This window comes from Cryobacterium sp. Hh38 (assembly GCF_004403235.1).
GTDB lineage: Bacteria > Actinomycetota > Actinomycetes > Actinomycetales > Microbacteriaceae > Cryobacterium > Cryobacterium levicorallinum.
The window spans coordinates 174,842-190,545 of record NZ_SOHD01000017.1 but is presented as its reverse complement, the minus strand read 5'-3'; the positions used below and the strand labels follow the sequence as shown (position 1 = coordinate 190,545).

Sequence of the window (15,704 nt, the reverse complement as noted above, 5' to 3'; positions counted from 1 at the left end):
TGAGAGGAGCACAACATGTATGAGTGGATCATGGTGGGCGTAGGACTCCTACTCACCGTCGGAACGGGAATTTTCGTAGCCTCCGAGTTCGCCTTGGTTACGCTCGACCGCAATGAGCTCGAAGCTCGCCGCGATCGCGGCGAAAAGCGACTCGGTCCGACTATTAAGGCGCTCAAGATCACCTCGACGCACCTGTCGAGCGCCCAACTGGGCATCACCCTCACCACGCTGCTGACCGGATTCACCTTCGAACCGGCCATTCGATCCCTGCTCAGCGGGCCGCTGACAAGTGCGGGCGTACCGGCCGGCATCGTGCCGCTGCTGGGAACGATAATCGCGATCTCGCTCGCGACGCTGTTCTCCATGGTGGTCGGCGAGCTCGTTCCAAAGAACTTCGCCCTCGCCGTGCCGTTGGCAACCGCGAAAATCGTCGTGCCGGCCCAAACCGTGTTCACGGCCGTGTTCAAACCCGTCATTCTGCTGTTCAACAACACGGCCAACGCGATCATTCGCCGGTTCGGCATCGAGCCGAAAGAAGAACTCTCCGGCGCCCGTAGCGCCGAAGAGCTGAGCTTTCTGGTGCGCCGCTCAGCCCTCGAGGGGGTGCTGGACGACGACCACGCCGCCATGCTGCACCGCACCCTGCGGTTCTCCGACCATTCTGCTGCCGATGTCATGACGCCGAGGGTGCGCATGGCCTCTGTTCATGTCACCGACACGGCCGAGGCCGTTGTGCGTCTTGCGACCAGCACCGGCTACTCACGGTTCCCCGTGATCGACAGGAACGCCGATGACATCGTCGGCGTATTGCACGTGAAACAGGCCTTCGCCGTTGCACTGGATGAGCGGGCCACGGTGACGGCAGCTGACCTGAAAGTGGAGGCCCTGCGCGTTCCCGAGACCATGGGCGTAGATTCCCTGCTCGCCGCTCTGCGCCAGCAGGGGTTCCAGATTGCCGTGGTCGCCGATGAATACGGCGGAACCGCCGGCATCGTCACCCTCGAAGACCTCGTCGAAGAACTCGTCGGCGAGTTGGAAGACGAGCATGACCGGGCCAAGGCCGGCGTCATCCGCTCCGGCCGGTCGGTCGTGTTCGACGCGGCCTGGCGCCCCGACGAGCTGTTCGACCGGGCCGGCGTCACCGTCCCGACCGACGGCGACTACGACACGGTCGGCGGATTCCTCGCCGATCAGCTCGATCGCATTCCCGAACTCGGTGACGAGGTCGCCATCGAGGGCGGCGTGCTGCGCATCGACCGCGTCGACGGCGTACGCGTTCACCGCGTCCGCTACACGCCCGTCGACCCCGAGACCGATCCGAGCCTCGCCACCCCGCACGACCGCATCGTCAATAAAATTCAGAAAGACCTGATCCATGAGTAGCGCCGATTTAACCGCGTACTTGCCCGGACTGATCTGGCTCGTCGTCCTGTTGGTGGTGAACGCGTTCTTCGTCGGCGCCGAATTCGCCGTCATCTCCGCCCGGCGCTCCCAGATTGAACCGCTCGCCGCCCAGGGCAGCAAGGCTGCCAAGACCACCCTGTGGGCCATGGAACACGCCACACTCATGCTCGCCACCAGCCAGCTGGGTATCACGGTGTGCTCACTGCTCATTCTGAACGTCTCCGAGCCGGCCATTCACGGTCTGCTCGAATACCCGCTCGCGGACACCGGCCTCTCCGAGGGCATGATCAGCACGATCGCCTTCAGCTTCGCGCTGATTCTGGTGACCTTTCTGCACGTTGTCTTCGGCGAGATGATTCCGAAGAACATCTCGTTCTCCGTTCCCGAAAAGGCCGCCCTCATTCTGGCGCCGCCACTCGTGTTCGTGGCTCGGGTGTTCAACCCGATCATCTTCAGCCTGAACTGGCTAGCCAACGGCGTGCTGCGCCTGTGCAAGGTCGAGCCCAAAAACGAGGCGACGAGCGCGTTCACCCTCGACGAGGTCGCCAGCATCGTGGAGCAGTCCACCCGCGAGGGCATGCTGCAGGATGCCTCCGGCACGCTCACAGCCGCGTTCGAGTTCACGGCGAAAAAGGTGTCCGACGTGCAGGTGCCGATCGAATCGATGGTCTGCCTGCCCTCCACGGCCTCACCGGCCGACATTCAGCGGGCCGTCAGCCAGCACGGATTCTCGCGGTACATCCTCACCGACGACGACGATCAGCCGACCGGCTACCTGCACCTCAAGGACGTCATGGATCTCACCAGCGGCGACACCTTCACCCAGCCGGTACCGAGCAAACGGCTGCGTCGTCTCGCATCCGTGTCGTGTGACAGCGAGCTGGAAGACGCGCTCGCGTCGATGCGACGCCTCGGAGCGCACGTAGCGACGTCCTTCGACGCAAACGGCACCGTGACCGGTGTGCTCTTTCTGGAGGACATCATCGAAGAGCTCGTCGGTCAGGTCGAGGACGCCACCTCGATCTGAGCCGCGCGGTTCCCAATCGAGCGAACTACACTTGCTCGGATGCTTAGTGAAAATCAATCCGAGGGTTTCGTGCGGGTGCGCGGTGCCCGCGAGAACAACCTGCGCAATGTGAACGTCGATGTGCCCCGGGACGCCATCGTGGCCTTCACCGGCGTTTCGGGCTCCGGCAAATCCTCGCTCGCCTTCGGCACCATCTTTGCCGAGGCTCAGCGCCGTTTCTTTGAGTCGGTAGCGCCCTACGCCCGTCGGCTCATTCAACAAGGGCATACCCCGCACGTCGATGAGATCACCGGCCTGCCCCCGGCGGTCGCCCTGCAGCAACGACGCGGTACACCGAGTTCCCGTTCGAGCGTCGGCACGGTCACCACGCTGTCTAACTCGCTCCGCATGATGTATTCCCGTGCCGGCATATATCCAGCGGATGCTGCCGGTCGCCTCGAATCCGACTCCTTTTCACCGAACACCGCGATGGGTGCCTGCCCGCGCTGCCACGGTCTGGGTATGGCGCACACGGTCAGTGAAGCATCGATGGTGCTCGATCCCACCCTCAGCATTCGCGACGGCGCCATCGCGGCCTGGCCCGGTGCCTGGCAGGGCAAGAACCTGCGCGACATCGTCGCGGTGCTCGGCTACGACATCGACCTGCCCTGGCAGGACCTGTCCAGAGCCGACCGGGACTGGATTCTGTTTACCGAGGAACAGCCGGTGGTCGAGGTCGTGCCGCAGCGCGACCGCATCGCCAAGCCCTACCAGGGCCGGTTCTGGAGCGCCAAGAGTTTCGTACTGCACACCCTCGCCGACAGCAAGAGCCCGAACGTGCGGCAGCGGGTGTTGCGCTACGTCGATACCGGCCCGTGCCCCGACTGCGGTGGCAGTGGCCTGAAGCCGGAAGCCCTCGCCGTCACCGTGGCCGGTCACTCGATCGCCGAGCTCAACGCCCTGCCGATGAAGGCTCTGGCCGATGTTCTGCGGCCGATTGTGTCGGGCGACTCTGTGTCAGAGGTGGCCGTCACCCTGGCCGGGGACCTGCTGCGCCGCATCGATGTGCTGCTCGAACTGGGCCTCGGCTATCTGGCCCTCGGCCGCTCGACCCCCACGCTCTCGCCGGGCGAGATGCAGCGGCTGCGCATCGCCACCCAACTGCGCTCTGGCCTGTTCGGGGTGATCTACGTGCTCGACGAGCCCTCGGCCGGTCTGCACCCGGCCGACGCCGAGCCGCTGCTGCTCGTGCTCGAGCAGCTCAAGCTCTCGGGCAACTCCGTCTTCGTGGTCGAACACAATATGGACGTCGTCGGACGCGCCGACTGGGTCGTCGACGTCGGTCCTCGGGCCGGCGAGGGTGGCGGCGAGGTGCTCTATAGCGGGCCGACCGCGGGGCTGGCCGAGGTCGACGCCTCGGTCACGCGGCGGTACCTGTTTGCTGCGGACCGGGAGCCGGTGGCGCGGGCAGAGCTGCGGCATCCGCTTGGCTGGTTGGGCCTGCACGACGTGACCCGGCACAACCTGCAGCGTCTCAATGCGCAGATTCCGCTCGGGGTTTTGACGGCCGTCACCGGCGTCAGCGGCTCGGGCAAATCCACCCTGGTCAGCCAGGTGCTCGCCGAGGCCGTCGGTCGACACCTGCACCCCGACCCCGACGACGTTCCGGTGCTCGATCTGGGCGACCCCGATACCGAAGTCGAGTTCGACTCGAGCCCGGTCGCCGCGGTCACCGGCCTCGAAGCCGTGGATCGCCTGGTGCAGGTTGACCAGAAGCCGATCGGCCGCACCCCGCGCTCCAACCTCGCCACCTATACCGGCCTGTTCGATGCCGTTCGAGCCACCTTTGCCGCCACCGACGACGCCAGGGCGCGCGGCTTCACCGCGTCACGGTTCTCGTTCAACGTGGCCGGCGGCCGCTGCGAGACCTGCCTCGGTGAGGGTTTCGTGGCGGTCGGACTGCTCTTTCTGCCGGGCAGCTACGCGCCCTGCCCGGACTGCGGGGGTTCGCGCTACAACCCCGAGACCCTCGCGGTGACCTACCGCAGCAAGAACATCGCCCAGGTACTCGGCCTGACAGTGGATGCCGCACTCGACTTTCTCGAAGACGTCCCCGTCGCCGCGCGCAGCCTCGAAACCCTGCGCGAGGTGGGCCTGGGCTATCTGCGACTCGGGCAGCCAGCCACCGAGCTTTCCGGCGGCGAGGCCCAGCGCATCAAGCTCGCGACCGAGCTGCAGCGCGCCCGCCGTGGCCACACCCTCTATCTGCTCGACGAGCCGACGACCGGGCTGCATCCGGCCGACGTCGAGCTGCTCCTGCAGCAGCTCGGACGCCTGGTCGAAGCCGGCAACACCGTCGTCGTGGTTGAACACGAGATGGACGTGATCGCCGCCGCCGACTGGGTGATCGACCTCGGCCCGTCCGGTGGCGACCAGGGCGGCCAAATCATCGCGGCCGGCACCCCCGCGACCGTGGCGGCCCACCCGACCAGCCGCACCGCGCCCTATCTCAAGCTCCGCCTGGCCTAAATCGCGCGCCTCACCCGGTTCTCGGTGGCTAATTCGCGTGCCCAGGAATAATTCACACCCTGCAAAACGCTGCACCTAGAGGCGCACACAGCGAGCCGGCTCGGGGGCGGCGGCCGCTCATTTTCGCATGTCGTTTTATGCATATCCTTTTCGTACCACTGTCAGGACCAGTTATGACCACAACAGCCAGCGTGCCCACAACCACGGTGGACCGCCGCCCCGATGCCGATGCCAAGCGCAACCAGCTGGTGATTCGACTGCTGCTGGTCTCGGCGTTCGTGGTCATTCTGAACGAGACCATCATGGGTGTGGCCCTGCCGCACCTCATGGACGACCTCAGCATCACGGCGACCGCCGCGCAGTGGCTGACCACGGCGTTCATGCTCACGATGGCCGTGGTCATTCCGATCACCGGTTTTCTCATTCAGCGTTTCAACACCCGCCCGGTGTTCATCGCCGCGATGACCCTGTTCAGCACCGGCACCCTGATCGCCGCGCTCGCTCCCGGCTTTGAGTTGCTGCTGCTCGGCCGCATCGTGCAGGCCAGCGGAACGGCCATCATGATGCCCCTGCTCATGACGACCGTGATGACCCTCGTCGCACCCAGCTCCCGCGGCAAGACCATGGGAAACATTTCCATCGTCATCTCGGTCGCCCCGGCGATCGGCCCGACCATCTCGGGCATCATCCTCAGCGTGCTCGACTGGCGATGGATGTTCATCCTGGTCTTGCCGATCGCCATCGGCGCCCTCGTCCTGGGCGCCTCACGGATCCAGAACGTGACCACGCCGCGCCAGATTCCGATCGACGTGCTCTCGGTCATCCTCTCGGCCTTCGGCTTCGGCGGGTTCGTCTACGGTCTGAGCAACCTGGGCGGCGCAGCAATGGCCGGCTGGCTGCCGCTCGGCATCGGCCTGGTTGCCCTGGCCCTGTTCGTGCTGCGCCAACTGCAGTTGCAGCGCACCGATCGTGCCCTGCTCGACCTGCGCGTGTTCACCTCGCGCACGTTCACCCTGTCGATCTCCATGCTCAGCATCAGCATGCTGGCCCTGTTCGGCACCATTATTCTGCTGCCGCTGTACATGCAGAACGTGCTCGGCATGACCGCTCTCGCTACCGGGCTGCTGCTGCTGCCAGGAGGGCTGACCATGGGCCTGCTCGCGCCGTTCGTCGGCCGTATCTACGACCGTCGCGGCCCGACCATCCTGCTGGTTCCCGGGTCGATCCTCGTCAGCGCGGCGTTCTGGGCGATGACCAGGATGGGCGAGACCACCGAACCGTGGATGCTCATGGTCGCCCACATCGGCATGAGCGCCGGCCTGTCCCTGCTGTTCACACCGCTGTTCACCTCGGGTCTCGGCTCCCTGGGGCCCAGCCTGTACTCCCACGGCAGCGCGGTCGTCGGCACGGTCCAGCAGCTCGCCGGCGCCATCGGCACAGCCTTGTTCATCGCCGTCATGACCTCGCAGTCGGCCGCGCTGATCGCGCAGGGCGTCAACGAGGTGTCGGCGACGGCCGCCGGTATTCGCGGTGCGTTCCTGTGCGGCGCGATCATCTCGCTGTTCGCCATTCCGGCAGCATTCCTGGTACGGCGTCCGCCGCTCGACGCGCCGGTTCCGATCGGGCACTAGCCCGCGCACCTGCACAGCGCAGCACGCTGGTTCAGCGGATGCGCTGGTTCAGCACCGCAGGGTGGTCCGCCGGCAGTCCATGCCGGCGGCCACCCTGCAGCAGCAGCACGTTTTTCTTCTCCCAGTCGCCTAGCGCCTGCCGCAGCGCGTCGATTGCGCTGCTCTCCGCGCAGCTGCCGGCCGTGCTTCCGCAGGAGCACTTCGCCGGCTGAGCCGGGTCGTCGTGGTGCAGCCCAGCGATGCGCCAGAGGCCGCCCATCGCCCAGTCAATCTGGCGCCGGGCCAGCTCGGTATTGCGTTCGGCCCGCTTGACCAGATCATTCTGCAGCAGGGCACGCACTCCGTCGATCCCGTCCGCGAACTGACCTTCCACGACGGCACTGAGCTCGGTGACCTGGGCGCGCAGGGCGGTCAGATCAATGTCGCGGGCGACGAGGAGAGCCTCCGTTTCGGCGATATATTCTTCGTGCGCGGACTCGGAAACCGCCCAGCGAGCGGCCCACAGCTTGACGTGCTCAGCGTCGCGACGCTCACTCTTCTCGGCCCCAATGTGGTGCACGCACTGCGCGCAGACCACCTGGTCGCTCAGCGCGGTGAAGTGAAACGGCTGCGGCGCGAGGCAGCACAGGCACGGCACCTCCACGTCGACGTGCAGCGGATGCGCGTGCGTCACGGTTGTTCCCACCTCACTGTTTGTTCCTTTGAGAATACCGTTGCCGAGTTCGTTCCCTCAGACCACGTGTGCATTTCTGCACGGCGCCCCTGTGCGAATCGCCTTTGACAGTCAGCGGTGCGAAGCGCAAGCTAAGACGAGCCAGACGACGTGCACGCACGTTGTGTCAATGACGACACGAGGGGGAATCCCATGAGCACGACCAGATCCAATTCCCGACAGGACGTACAGACGTCCGGACTGAAAAAGGTCGTGGCAGCCTCCATGGCCGGCACGGTCGTGGAATGGTACGAGTTCTTTCTCTACGCCTCCGCGGCAACCCTGGTTTTCGGCACCCTGTTCTTTCCCAACGCGGGCAGTGAGCTCGAGGGCATCATCGCCGCCTTCGCCACCTACGCGGTCGGATTCCTGGCCCGCCCCATCGGCGGCATCGTGTTCGGACACTTCGGCGACAAGTTCGGCCGCAAACGACTGCTGCAGTTCAGCCTCGTGCTCGTCGGCGTCGCCACCTTCCTGATGGGCTGTCTGCCGACCTTCCAGCAGATCGGCTACCTCGCGCCCGTTCTGCTCGTGCTCCTGCGCTTCATTCAGGGCTTCGCGGTCGGCGGCGAATGGGGCGGTGCCGTGCTGCTCGTCGCCGAGCACAGCCCGGAGAAGTCGCGCGGATTCTGGGCCAGCTGGCCCCAGGCCGCTGTGCCCGGTGGAAACCTACTGGCCACCGGCGTGCTGTTCGTACTCGCCTCGACCCTCTCCGATGAGGCCTTCCTGAGCTGGGGCTGGCGCGTCGCGTTCTGGCTCTCCGCCGTGATCGTGCTGGTCGGGTATTACATTCGCACCAAGGTCAGCGATGCGCCGATCTTTCTCAAGGCGCAGAAAGAGGTCATGGGGGGCGACAAGGGCTTCGGCATCGTCGAGGTCTTCCGTCGCTACCCGCGCGGCGTCTTCACCGCAATGGGCCTGCGTTTCGCCGAGAACATCCTCTATTACCTGGTGGTGGTGTTCTCGATCACCTACTTGAAGATCATCGTCGAGATGGACACCTCGCGGGTACTGCTGCTTCTACTCCTCGCCCACGCCCTGCACTTCAGTGTCATTCCGCTCGTCGGCCACCTGTCCGACCGAGTCGGCCGCCGCCCGGTGTACTTCCTCGGTGCCGTCCTCGCCGGCACCTGGGGCTTCTTCGCCTTCCCCATGATGGATACCGCGAACGACTTCATCATCATCGTCGCGATTATGTTGGGTCTGCTGTTCCACGCCCTCATGTATGCCGGTCAGCCCGCCATCATGGCGGAGATGTTCCCCACCCGCATGCGCTACTCCGGCGTCTCGCTCGGCTACCAGGTCACCTCGGTCATCGCGGGCTCGATCGCCCCGATCATCGCCGTGAGCCTGCTCTCCGCCTTCGATTCCTCGGTGCCGGTGGCCATCTACCTCGCGGCAGCCTGCCTCCTGACGGCCCTCGTTGTGCTGACCCTCAAGGAAACGCGCGGCCTCTCGCTGCACGACATTGATGCAGCGGATGCCGCCGAATCGGCCGATCGCGCCGCCGCCGCCGATTTGGCTGGGGCCGGTCGCCGCTAGCTCGGCGGAACGAAGAGATGGCCCGATCTCGTCGATCGGGCCATCTCGCTGCGCGAGTGACGCACATCCGCTCGCCCGGTCAATCGGTGAAGGCCGCCGGTCGACCCGCGATCTCGAGCGAGATGGCCTCGATCGCGGCGCGCACCACCGGGGAGCGTAGCGATTCGGCCCGCACCACGGCCCAAATCGGCAGCTGACGCTGAAAATCGTCGCGCAGGACGGGCACGAATTCGGGCCGGTCGTGTACGAGAAAATTGGGCAGCAGGCCGATTCCGGCGCCGGCCTGCACGGCTTCCAGCTGCGCGAACAGGCTGGTCGCCTGAAAGGTCGTGGCGGGTTCGGGCAGCTCAGAGGACCGGTAGCCGAGGTCGGTGACGAGCAGTGCGCTCTCGACGTAGGACACAAAACCGTGCGACGGAATATCGTCGAGCGACGCGGGAACACCGCGGGCGAGCAGGTAGCCGCGGCTCGCGTACAGCCGCAGAAAGTAGTTGGTGAGAAAAACCGCCTGTGCATTGTTGACGTCGTTGCGCCCCGCCACGATTTCCAGGTCGACCCCCGACCGGTTCTGGCTCACTTTGCGGGTGGCGCTGAACATCTCAATGTTGATGCGCGGGTGGCTCTGTTGCAGCTTCACGAGCGCCGGCGTGACGACCTCAGCCCCGAATCCGTCGATCGTGCTGATGCGCAGCAGCCCGGAAAGCGGATCTGTCTGACTGATCGCCGTGCTGAGCGCGCCGAGCCGATCTTCGATCGCTTCGGCCGCGCTGACCGCGTGCCGCCCCAGCTCGGTGAGCTCCCAGCCGTGCGGGCTGCGTTCGAGCGTGCGACCGCCCAGTTCGCGATCGAGCGAGAGGATGCGCCGCGAAATCGTCGTGTGGGTGGTGCCGAGTGCCTCGGCGACCGCGTTGAACCGGCCCAGCCGGGCCACGGTGAGCAGTACGAGCAGGTCGTTCGGGCTCGGAAGCTGGTATGAACTCACGGAATGGTCCCTTCGAGTCTGTGCATCTGCGCACATACCCCCTGTGAAATTTTGCCTTGATTGCACTCTATCCGGCTGCGAGGGTGGAGGAACACAAGCAAAGGAGCTTCACATGTCAGTAGTCGCCTGGATCGGGCTGGGCAACATGGGTGGACCCATGTCAGCCAATATGGTGGCCGCCGGCCACGAGGTACGCGGGTTCGATCTGAATCCGGATGCCGTCGCCACCGCAGTGACGGGGGGCGTCACCGCCGTCGGCAGCATTGCCCAGGCCGTGGCCGGGGCTGATGTCGTCTTCACCATGCTGCCCAAGGGGGAGCATGCCCGCTCGGTCTATTTCGGTGCCGACGGCGTGCTGGCCAACACTGACACGAAAACTCTGCTGGTGGATTCCTCCACCATCGACATCGCGACCGCCCAGGCGCTGCACGATGCCGCAGCAGCGGCGGGCTCTCGGTTCGTCGATGCCCCGGTCTCCGGCGGCATTAGCGGTGCGAAGGCCGGAACACTGACCTTCATGATCGGCGGCGAGGCCGGCGCGGTGGCCGACGCGACCGCGTTTATCAAGCCGATGGCGGCTAACATCATCCCCACCGGGGCAGCAACGACCGGTCAGGCTGCGAAGATCTGCAACAACCTGATGCTGTTCATCAACCTGGCCGCGACCGCCGAGGGCGCCGTTTTGGCCGAGCGGCTGGGACTGGACAAGCAGGTGTTCTGGGATATCGCATCCGTTTCTTCTGGCGACAGCTGGGCGCTGCGCACCTGGTATCCGATCAAGGATGTCGTCGCGACGGCCGCGTCCAACCAGGATTTCGCCCCCACATTCACCACCGCGCTCGCGAGCAAGGACATCGGCCTCGCCATAGCGGCCGCCCGTGCGACCAACACCCCGCTCGAAATCGGCGAGCACGTTGCCGAGCTGTTTCAGCGGCTGATCGATGAGGGCGAGGGCGGCAAGGACTGCTCGATGATCGTCAAACTCGTCGACGGCACCCTGCAGCCGAGCGCCTGAACCACGTCACCCATCAGAAAGAGCACCCCCATGCAAACAATTCCCCACTACATCAACGGCCAGCGCGTCGAGTCGGCTGAACGGTTCGGCCCGGTGTTCAATCCGGCAACCGGCGTGCAGGAGAAGCAGGTGGTCCTGGCCTCCCGCGCTGTCGTCGTCGACGCGATCGAGGCGGCTAGGGCGGCACTGCCGGAGTGGCGGGCCAGCAGTCTAGCCAAGCGCACCGCCATCTTCTTCAAGGTGCGCGAGCTGCTCGCCGAGCGCACCAGTGAACTCGCGGCGATTCTCACGAGCGAGCACGGCAAAGTGCTCTCCGACGCGGCCGGCGAGATCACCCGCGGGCTCGAGAACATCGAGTTCGCGACCGGGCTCGCCCACATGCTCAAGGGCGACTTCTCCCAGCAGGTCTCGCACGGGATCGACGTGCACTCGGTGCGCCAGCCCGTCGGCGTCGTCGCCTGCGTCACCCCGTTCAACTTTCCAGCCATGGTGCCGCTTTGGATGATCGGCAGCGCCCTCGCCTGCGGCAACACCGTGCTGCTCAAGCCGAGCGAGAAAGACCCCTCATCGGCTATTTTCATCGCCGAGATCTTCACGGAAGCCGGACTGCCCGCCGGGGTGCTCAACGTCGTGCAGGGGGACAAGGAGGCCGTCGACGAGCTGCTCGACAACCCGGAAGTCCGGGCGATCAGCTTTGTCGGGTCCACTCCGATCGCGAAATCTATCTACAGCCGGGCAGCCGCGAACGGCAAGCGAGTGCAGGCACTCGGCGGGGCCAAGAACCACATGGTCGTGTTGCCCGATGCCGACCTCGACATGGCAGCGGATGCCGCCATCAACGCCGCGTACGGATCGGCCGGGGAGCGCTGTATGGCCGTGAGCGTGCTTGTGGCCGTCGGCGGCATCGCCGACGACCTCGTCGCCGCGATCGAAAAGCGCATGAAGACCCTCACCGTCGGTCCCGGAACCGACCCGGCCTCGCAAATGGGACCGCTCATCACCGGAGAACACCGCGACCGGGTCGCGTCCTACCTGGCCGGCGCTGAGGCAGCCGGCGCCACGATGGTCGTCGACGGCCGCGCCCAGAACTTCGACAGCGACGGCTTCTTTCTCGGCGTCAGCCTGATCGACCATGTCACCCCCGGAATGCAGGTCTATGACGATGAGATCTTCGGCCCGGTGCTTTCGGTCGTGCGCGTTGACACCTTCGACGAGGCCGTGACGCTCGTCAACGAGCACGAGTTCGGCAACGGCGTCGCCCTGTTCACCCGCGATGGCGGGGCTGCCCGGCAGTTCGAGTTCGAGATCGAAGCGGGAATGGTCGGCATCAACGTGCCCATTCCGGTGCCCGTTGGATCGTTCTCGTTCGGCGGGTGGAAGAACTCGCTGTTCGGTGACGCGCATATGTACGGGCCAGACAGCATCCGTTTTTATACCAGGGGCAAGGTCGTCACGACCCGCTGGCCTGACCCGGCCAGCTCCGAGATCGACCTCGGGTTTCCGCAGCTCGCCTAAGCCAGGCGGGTCCCCGCGGGGATCCGCCTGGCTTTCACGGCGGCGGGTTAGGGTGTGGGGGTGCCGCCTTCAACCACGCCCACACCTATGACCCGTCCACCCGCCAGGATCGAGTTCTTCGCCGGAGCCGCATTTCTCGGTCGCGGCCTCAGAATGTGGATTACCTCACCCCGCCTGATGCTGCTCGGCGCCCTGCCCGCCTTCATCGTCGGCCTCGTCTATCTGGCGGGGATCGTGGTGGTGCTGGTCAACCTCGAGACGATTGCCGTCGCTATCAGTCCATTCGCGAGCGGGTGGGATGATCCGTGGCGCACGGGGATGCGGGTCGTGACCGGCGTTGCGGTCGCGGCGGCCGGCATCCTCTTGCTCGCATACACCTTTGTGGCCGTGACGCTGCTGGTCGGCGACCCCTTCTACGAGCGCATCTGGCGCGCGGTCGAGACCAGCCTCGGCGACGCGCCGGTCGAAGCGAAGCGCGGCCTGCTATGGTCGATCGGTGACGCAGTGCGACTCATCGCCCTCGCGGCATTGGTCGCTCTGCTGCTGCTTATCTGCGGCCTGATTCCCGGTCTCGGTCAGCTGCTCGCGCTCGTTCTCGGGGCCGTTTTGGGCGGCTGGATCCTCGCGCTTGAACTCACCGGATTCGCCTTCGACGCCCGTGGCTTCACCCTCAGCCAGCGACGACGGATGCTGCGCGCCCGCCGATCCCGCAGCCTCGGTTTCGGCGTACTCACCTACCTGCTGTTCCTGATTCCGGGCGCGGCGGTCATCGTGATGCCCGCCGCGGTCGCGGGCGCCGCACTGCTGAGCCGGGACGTTCTTGAGGCCGAGGCCCGGACCGCCTAGCGCTTGCGGTTCAGCGCTTGCGGTGAATGATGCGCCCGCTGCGCGCGGCGATGGCGCGCACCACGACCGGGCGCGCCCCTACCCAGACTGCAACCGTCAGCAGGATCGAGCCGACGAAGATCCAGACGCCGAGCCAGCCCGTGTCGCTGCGTGCCGCATACATGTGGTTGAGGTTGGCGCGGGCACCGGTCGTGAGCACGAGCAGAACGTGCACGACAATAAATGCCACGAAGAAGATAAGAGCCGCGAAGTGCAGCTTGCGTGCGACGGGCAGGGGAAAGACCCGGTCCAGGGGCCGAAACCGGGCGGAGAGTCCGGGAGAGATGCGCAGGCCGGTAACGAGCGCGATGGGTGCTGCCACGAACACGACCGTGAAGTAACTGAGCAGTTGCAGGGCGTTGTAGTACGCCCAGCCGTTGTCGGTCGGCCAGTTCAGCGAGGCGTATTGCAGGCCGGCAGACACAGCGTTGGGAAAGACGTCCCAGCTGGTGGGCACAATTTTGAGCCATTGCCCGGTCGCGAACAACAGAACATAGAAAAGGATGCCGTTGATCACCCACAGGGTGTCGAAGACCATGTGCTGCCAGAGGTCGAGGGTGATCCGAATCGGGGGATTCCTGGTGCGCACCAGACCGGTGTTCGTGCGCGTCCAGAAAATGGACGGGCGCTTGGTCGTGCGCACCTGCCAGCCGGTGCGAATGACGAACAGGATGAAGAAGGCGTTGAGCCCGTGCTGCCAGGCCAGCCAGGCCGGCACTCCGATCGGGGTGGCCGCCGGGTGGGTGGAGACGCCGGGATAGCTGCGCAGGAAGGATTCGATGGATGGAAGGGTACGCAGTCCGTGGGCTGCGAGCGCGACGAGGGCCAGTGCCACCAGAATCGCAGGCACGATCCAGACCAGCCGCAACCACCGACTCGCCTGAAATGCACTCGCCCGGGAGGCACCCGTCGTCATCCTGATCCGTTCCCGCGCGGGCGGTTTGCCGCGGCGTCCACGCAAGGCTACTTGTCCCTCGGGCCGGGGTGTAGATCACTGACGCGGTAGGTCACAAATCCTGCCCGGTCGCGCAGTGCCGCACTCGGCATAAGCGGATGTGACACCTTTAGACTCAGAGAATGACTGACACAGCCGCACCCACAGTCCAGCGCCAGCGCCAGCACATCACTATGTTCGGTGCCGAGTGGTGCGGCGACTGCCGTCGCTCCAAGAAGCTGCTCGACACCCTGGGCGTGGACTACGACTATGTCGACCTTGAGGCCGTCGAAGGTGGTGCCGACCGGGCCAAGGCCATTAGCGGCCTCACCAAGATTCCGGTCATCGCCTTCCCCGACAACACCCACGTCGTCGAGCCCACCGACGCCGCCTTGCACGCAAAGCTCACCGCGCTCGGCGTCATCTCATAGCCTGAAGCCACCACGTGGCGCGGCGTGACCGCGGGAGCGGCGGCCGCCGCTGCCGACCGTGACGGGCGCGTCGGCTAGGGTTCGACCGTCTCGGCTTATTTCTGGCCGGTCGCGAGCCCCTTGAGGTAGCCGGCCAGGGCCAGTGGAGCCGAGCGAGGCGCCTCGGCCTCGACGAGCGCGTTGTAGTTCGTGTTGGTGTTCACGTCGTAGGTGAGCACACGGCCGTCTTCAGCTTCAATGAACTCGATGCCGCAGACTTCCAAGCCGTTGCGGCGTGCGAACTCAAGGTATTTCTCGATGATTGAGTGGTCGAAGTCTTCGCGCAGGCTGAACAGCTGCTGACCGGCTACGGGTGCGATGGTGGCGCCGGGAGGCATGATCAGCTCGCGCGTGATGGGGTCGATGGCGCAGGCATCCGCGGGGCAGAGTTGGAAGCCGCCCCGCGCGGTATCGGCCTTGACCGCGTAGATGAACTCGCCCCCCACGATCTCGACCCGGGTGATGAAGGGCTCCTTGGCCTGGATGTATTCCTGAATGAGTGTGATGCCGTCCTGCGGCTCCTCGAACTCGTCGGAGGCCACATACTCGGCGAGCTCGTCCTGGCTGTCGAACTTGCGCACCCCCAGGCCCTTGCCGCCTTGATTGTGCTTGGTCATGAACGGGGCGGCAAAGTCCTGCGCCGCGGCGAGAATTTGCTCGCGGCCCACCGCTGCCACGGTGCGCGGGGTGTCGATACCGGCGGCCTTGAGCGCGACCAGCTGCTCGACCTTGCTCATCTCCAGTTCGAGTACGCGCCGGCCATTCACCGTGCGGCGGCCGTGGGCCTCGAGCCAGGCCAGTACGGCGCGCGCGTAGTCTTTCGACATTCCGTGGTCGCGGGTGTGAGCGGATGCGCTGATGCGCGACCAGAAGATTCCCTCCGGCGGCACCGAATCCAGGTCGAGAACCCCGTCGGTGAGCAGCCATTCCTTCACCTCCATACCCTCTGCTTTAAACGCCCGGGCGAACGGTGGAAACCACTCGGGGTTCTCGTGCAGGGCATAGACCGTGGGCAGGCTGGAAGTCATGTAAATCCTTTCGGTTGCAATGAACTTAAGGAGGCTCCGGCGCGGCGTATT

The 15,704-nt window shown here is 65.5% G+C and carries 13 protein-coding genes; 9 read left to right on the top strand and 4 right to left on the bottom strand.

The window, feature by feature from the left end; translation table 11 throughout:
• Positions 1-15 precede the first annotated feature (15 nt).
• The 4 genes from E3T41_RS06865 (at position 16) to E3T41_RS06850 (ending at position 6,570) form a co-directional block, all read left to right on the top strand.
• A complete protein-coding gene (locus tag E3T41_RS06865; protein ID WP_092448080.1) occupies positions 16-1,383 on the top strand; it encodes a hemolysin family protein in 1,368 nt (455 codons plus the stop codon).
• Entirely contained in the window at positions 1,376-2,431 is a 1,056-nt protein-coding gene (locus E3T41_RS06860; protein WP_134477839.1) for a hemolysin family protein, read from the top strand. The genes E3T41_RS06865 and E3T41_RS06860 overlap by 8 nt, the downstream gene beginning before the upstream one ends.
• 39 nt (positions 2,432-2,470) lie before the next feature.
• Entirely contained in the window at positions 2,471-4,939 is a 2,469-nt protein-coding gene (locus E3T41_RS06855; RefSeq protein ID WP_134477837.1) for an excinuclease ABC subunit UvrA, read from the top strand.
• A 173-nt stretch (positions 4,940-5,112) separates the two neighbouring features.
• Positions 5,113-6,570, top strand: a complete 1,458-nt coding sequence (locus E3T41_RS06850; RefSeq protein WP_134477835.1) for an MDR family MFS transporter — start codon at positions 5,113-5,115, stop codon at positions 6,568-6,570.
• Positions 6,571-6,601: 31 nt separating this feature from the next.
• Here the strand turns inward: E3T41_RS06850 and E3T41_RS06845 are convergent, their stop codons facing one another.
• Complete coding sequence (locus E3T41_RS06845; protein ID WP_134477833.1) at positions 6,602-7,255, bottom strand: hypothetical protein; 654 nt, start codon at positions 7,253-7,255, stop codon at positions 6,602-6,604.
• A gap of 180 nt (positions 7,256-7,435) precedes the next feature.
• On the opposite strand from E3T41_RS06845, the gene E3T41_RS06840 reads away from it, so the two are divergent.
• Complete coding sequence (locus E3T41_RS06840) at positions 7,436-8,824, top strand: MFS transporter (RefSeq protein ID WP_092448076.1); 1,389 nt, start codon at positions 7,436-7,438, stop codon at positions 8,822-8,824.
• Between the two features lie 79 nt (positions 8,825-8,903).
• On the opposite strand, the gene E3T41_RS06835 is transcribed toward E3T41_RS06840, so the two are convergent.
• Positions 8,904-9,806, bottom strand: coding sequence for a LysR family transcriptional regulator (locus E3T41_RS06835; protein WP_241991053.1), 903 nt, complete (start codon positions 9,804-9,806; stop codon positions 8,904-8,906).
• A 112-nt stretch (positions 9,807-9,918) separates the two neighbouring features.
• On the opposite strand from E3T41_RS06835, the gene mmsB reads away from it, so the two are divergent.
• From mmsB to E3T41_RS06820, 3 genes are all read left to right on the top strand, one after another.
• Positions 9,919-10,821: a 3-hydroxyisobutyrate dehydrogenase gene (gene mmsB / locus E3T41_RS06830; protein WP_092448074.1), complete on the top strand. Its 903-nt coding sequence runs from the start codon at positions 9,919-9,921 to the stop codon at positions 10,819-10,821.
• A gap of 30 nt (positions 10,822-10,851) precedes the next feature.
• Complete coding sequence (locus tag E3T41_RS06825; protein WP_134477829.1) at positions 10,852-12,336, top strand: CoA-acylating methylmalonate-semialdehyde dehydrogenase; 1,485 nt, start codon at positions 10,852-10,854, stop codon at positions 12,334-12,336.
• An 87-nt stretch (positions 12,337-12,423) separates the two neighbouring features.
• The gene (locus tag E3T41_RS06820; RefSeq protein WP_092448072.1) at positions 12,424-13,182 is read left to right on the top strand and encodes an EI24 domain-containing protein; all 759 of its coding nucleotides are present in this window, start codon (positions 12,424-12,426) and stop codon (positions 13,180-13,182) included.
• A gap of 10 nt (positions 13,183-13,192) precedes the next feature.
• Here E3T41_RS06820 and E3T41_RS06815 read toward each other — a convergent pair whose 3' ends face one another.
• A complete protein-coding gene (locus tag E3T41_RS06815; protein ID WP_104132942.1) occupies positions 13,193-14,137 on the bottom strand; it encodes a cytochrome b/b6 domain-containing protein in 945 nt (314 codons plus the stop codon).
• Positions 14,138-14,298: 161 nt separating this feature from the next.
• On the opposite strand from E3T41_RS06815, the gene E3T41_RS06810 reads away from it, so the two are divergent.
• Positions 14,299-14,586 carry a glutaredoxin domain-containing protein gene (locus E3T41_RS06810; RefSeq protein WP_134477827.1) on the top strand — a complete coding sequence of 96 codons (288 nt, stop codon included), beginning with the start codon at positions 14,299-14,301 and terminating at the stop codon, positions 14,584-14,586.
• Between the two features lie 95 nt (positions 14,587-14,681).
• Here the strand turns inward: E3T41_RS06810 and E3T41_RS06805 are convergent, their stop codons facing one another.
• Entirely contained in the window at positions 14,682-15,653 is a 972-nt protein-coding gene (locus E3T41_RS06805; protein WP_134477825.1) for a RimK family alpha-L-glutamate ligase, read from the bottom strand.
• Between the last annotated feature and the right edge of the window lie 51 nt (positions 15,654-15,704).

Coding starts and splice junctions, on each gene's coding strand:
- E3T41_RS06865 (WP_092448080.1), top strand. CDS start 16: ATGTATGAGTGGATCATGGTGGGCGTAGGACTCCTACTCACCGTCGGA.
- E3T41_RS06860 (WP_134477839.1), top strand. CDS start 1,376: ATGAGTAGCGCCGATTTAACCGCGTACTTGCCCGGACTGATCTGGCTC.
- E3T41_RS06855 (WP_134477837.1), top strand. CDS start 2,471: ATGCTTAGTGAAAATCAATCCGAGGGTTTCGTGCGGGTGCGCGGTGCC.
- E3T41_RS06850 (WP_134477835.1), top strand. CDS start 5,113: ATGACCACAACAGCCAGCGTGCCCACAACCACGGTGGACCGCCGCCCC.
- E3T41_RS06840 (WP_092448076.1), top strand. CDS start 7,436: ATGAGCACGACCAGATCCAATTCCCGACAGGACGTACAGACGTCCGGA.
- mmsB (WP_092448074.1), top strand. CDS start 9,919: ATGTCAGTAGTCGCCTGGATCGGGCTGGGCAACATGGGTGGACCCATG.
- E3T41_RS06825 (WP_134477829.1), top strand. CDS start 10,852: ATGCAAACAATTCCCCACTACATCAACGGCCAGCGCGTCGAGTCGGCT.
- E3T41_RS06820 (WP_092448072.1), top strand. CDS start 12,424: ATGACCCGTCCACCCGCCAGGATCGAGTTCTTCGCCGGAGCCGCATTT.
- E3T41_RS06815 (WP_104132942.1), bottom strand. CDS start 14,137: ATGACGACGGGTGCCTCCCGGGCGAGTGCATTTCAGGCGAGTCGGTGG.
- E3T41_RS06810 (WP_134477827.1), top strand. CDS start 14,299: ATGACTGACACAGCCGCACCCACAGTCCAGCGCCAGCGCCAGCACATC.
- E3T41_RS06805 (WP_134477825.1), bottom strand. CDS start 15,653: ATGACTTCCAGCCTGCCCACGGTCTATGCCCTGCACGAGAACCCCGAG.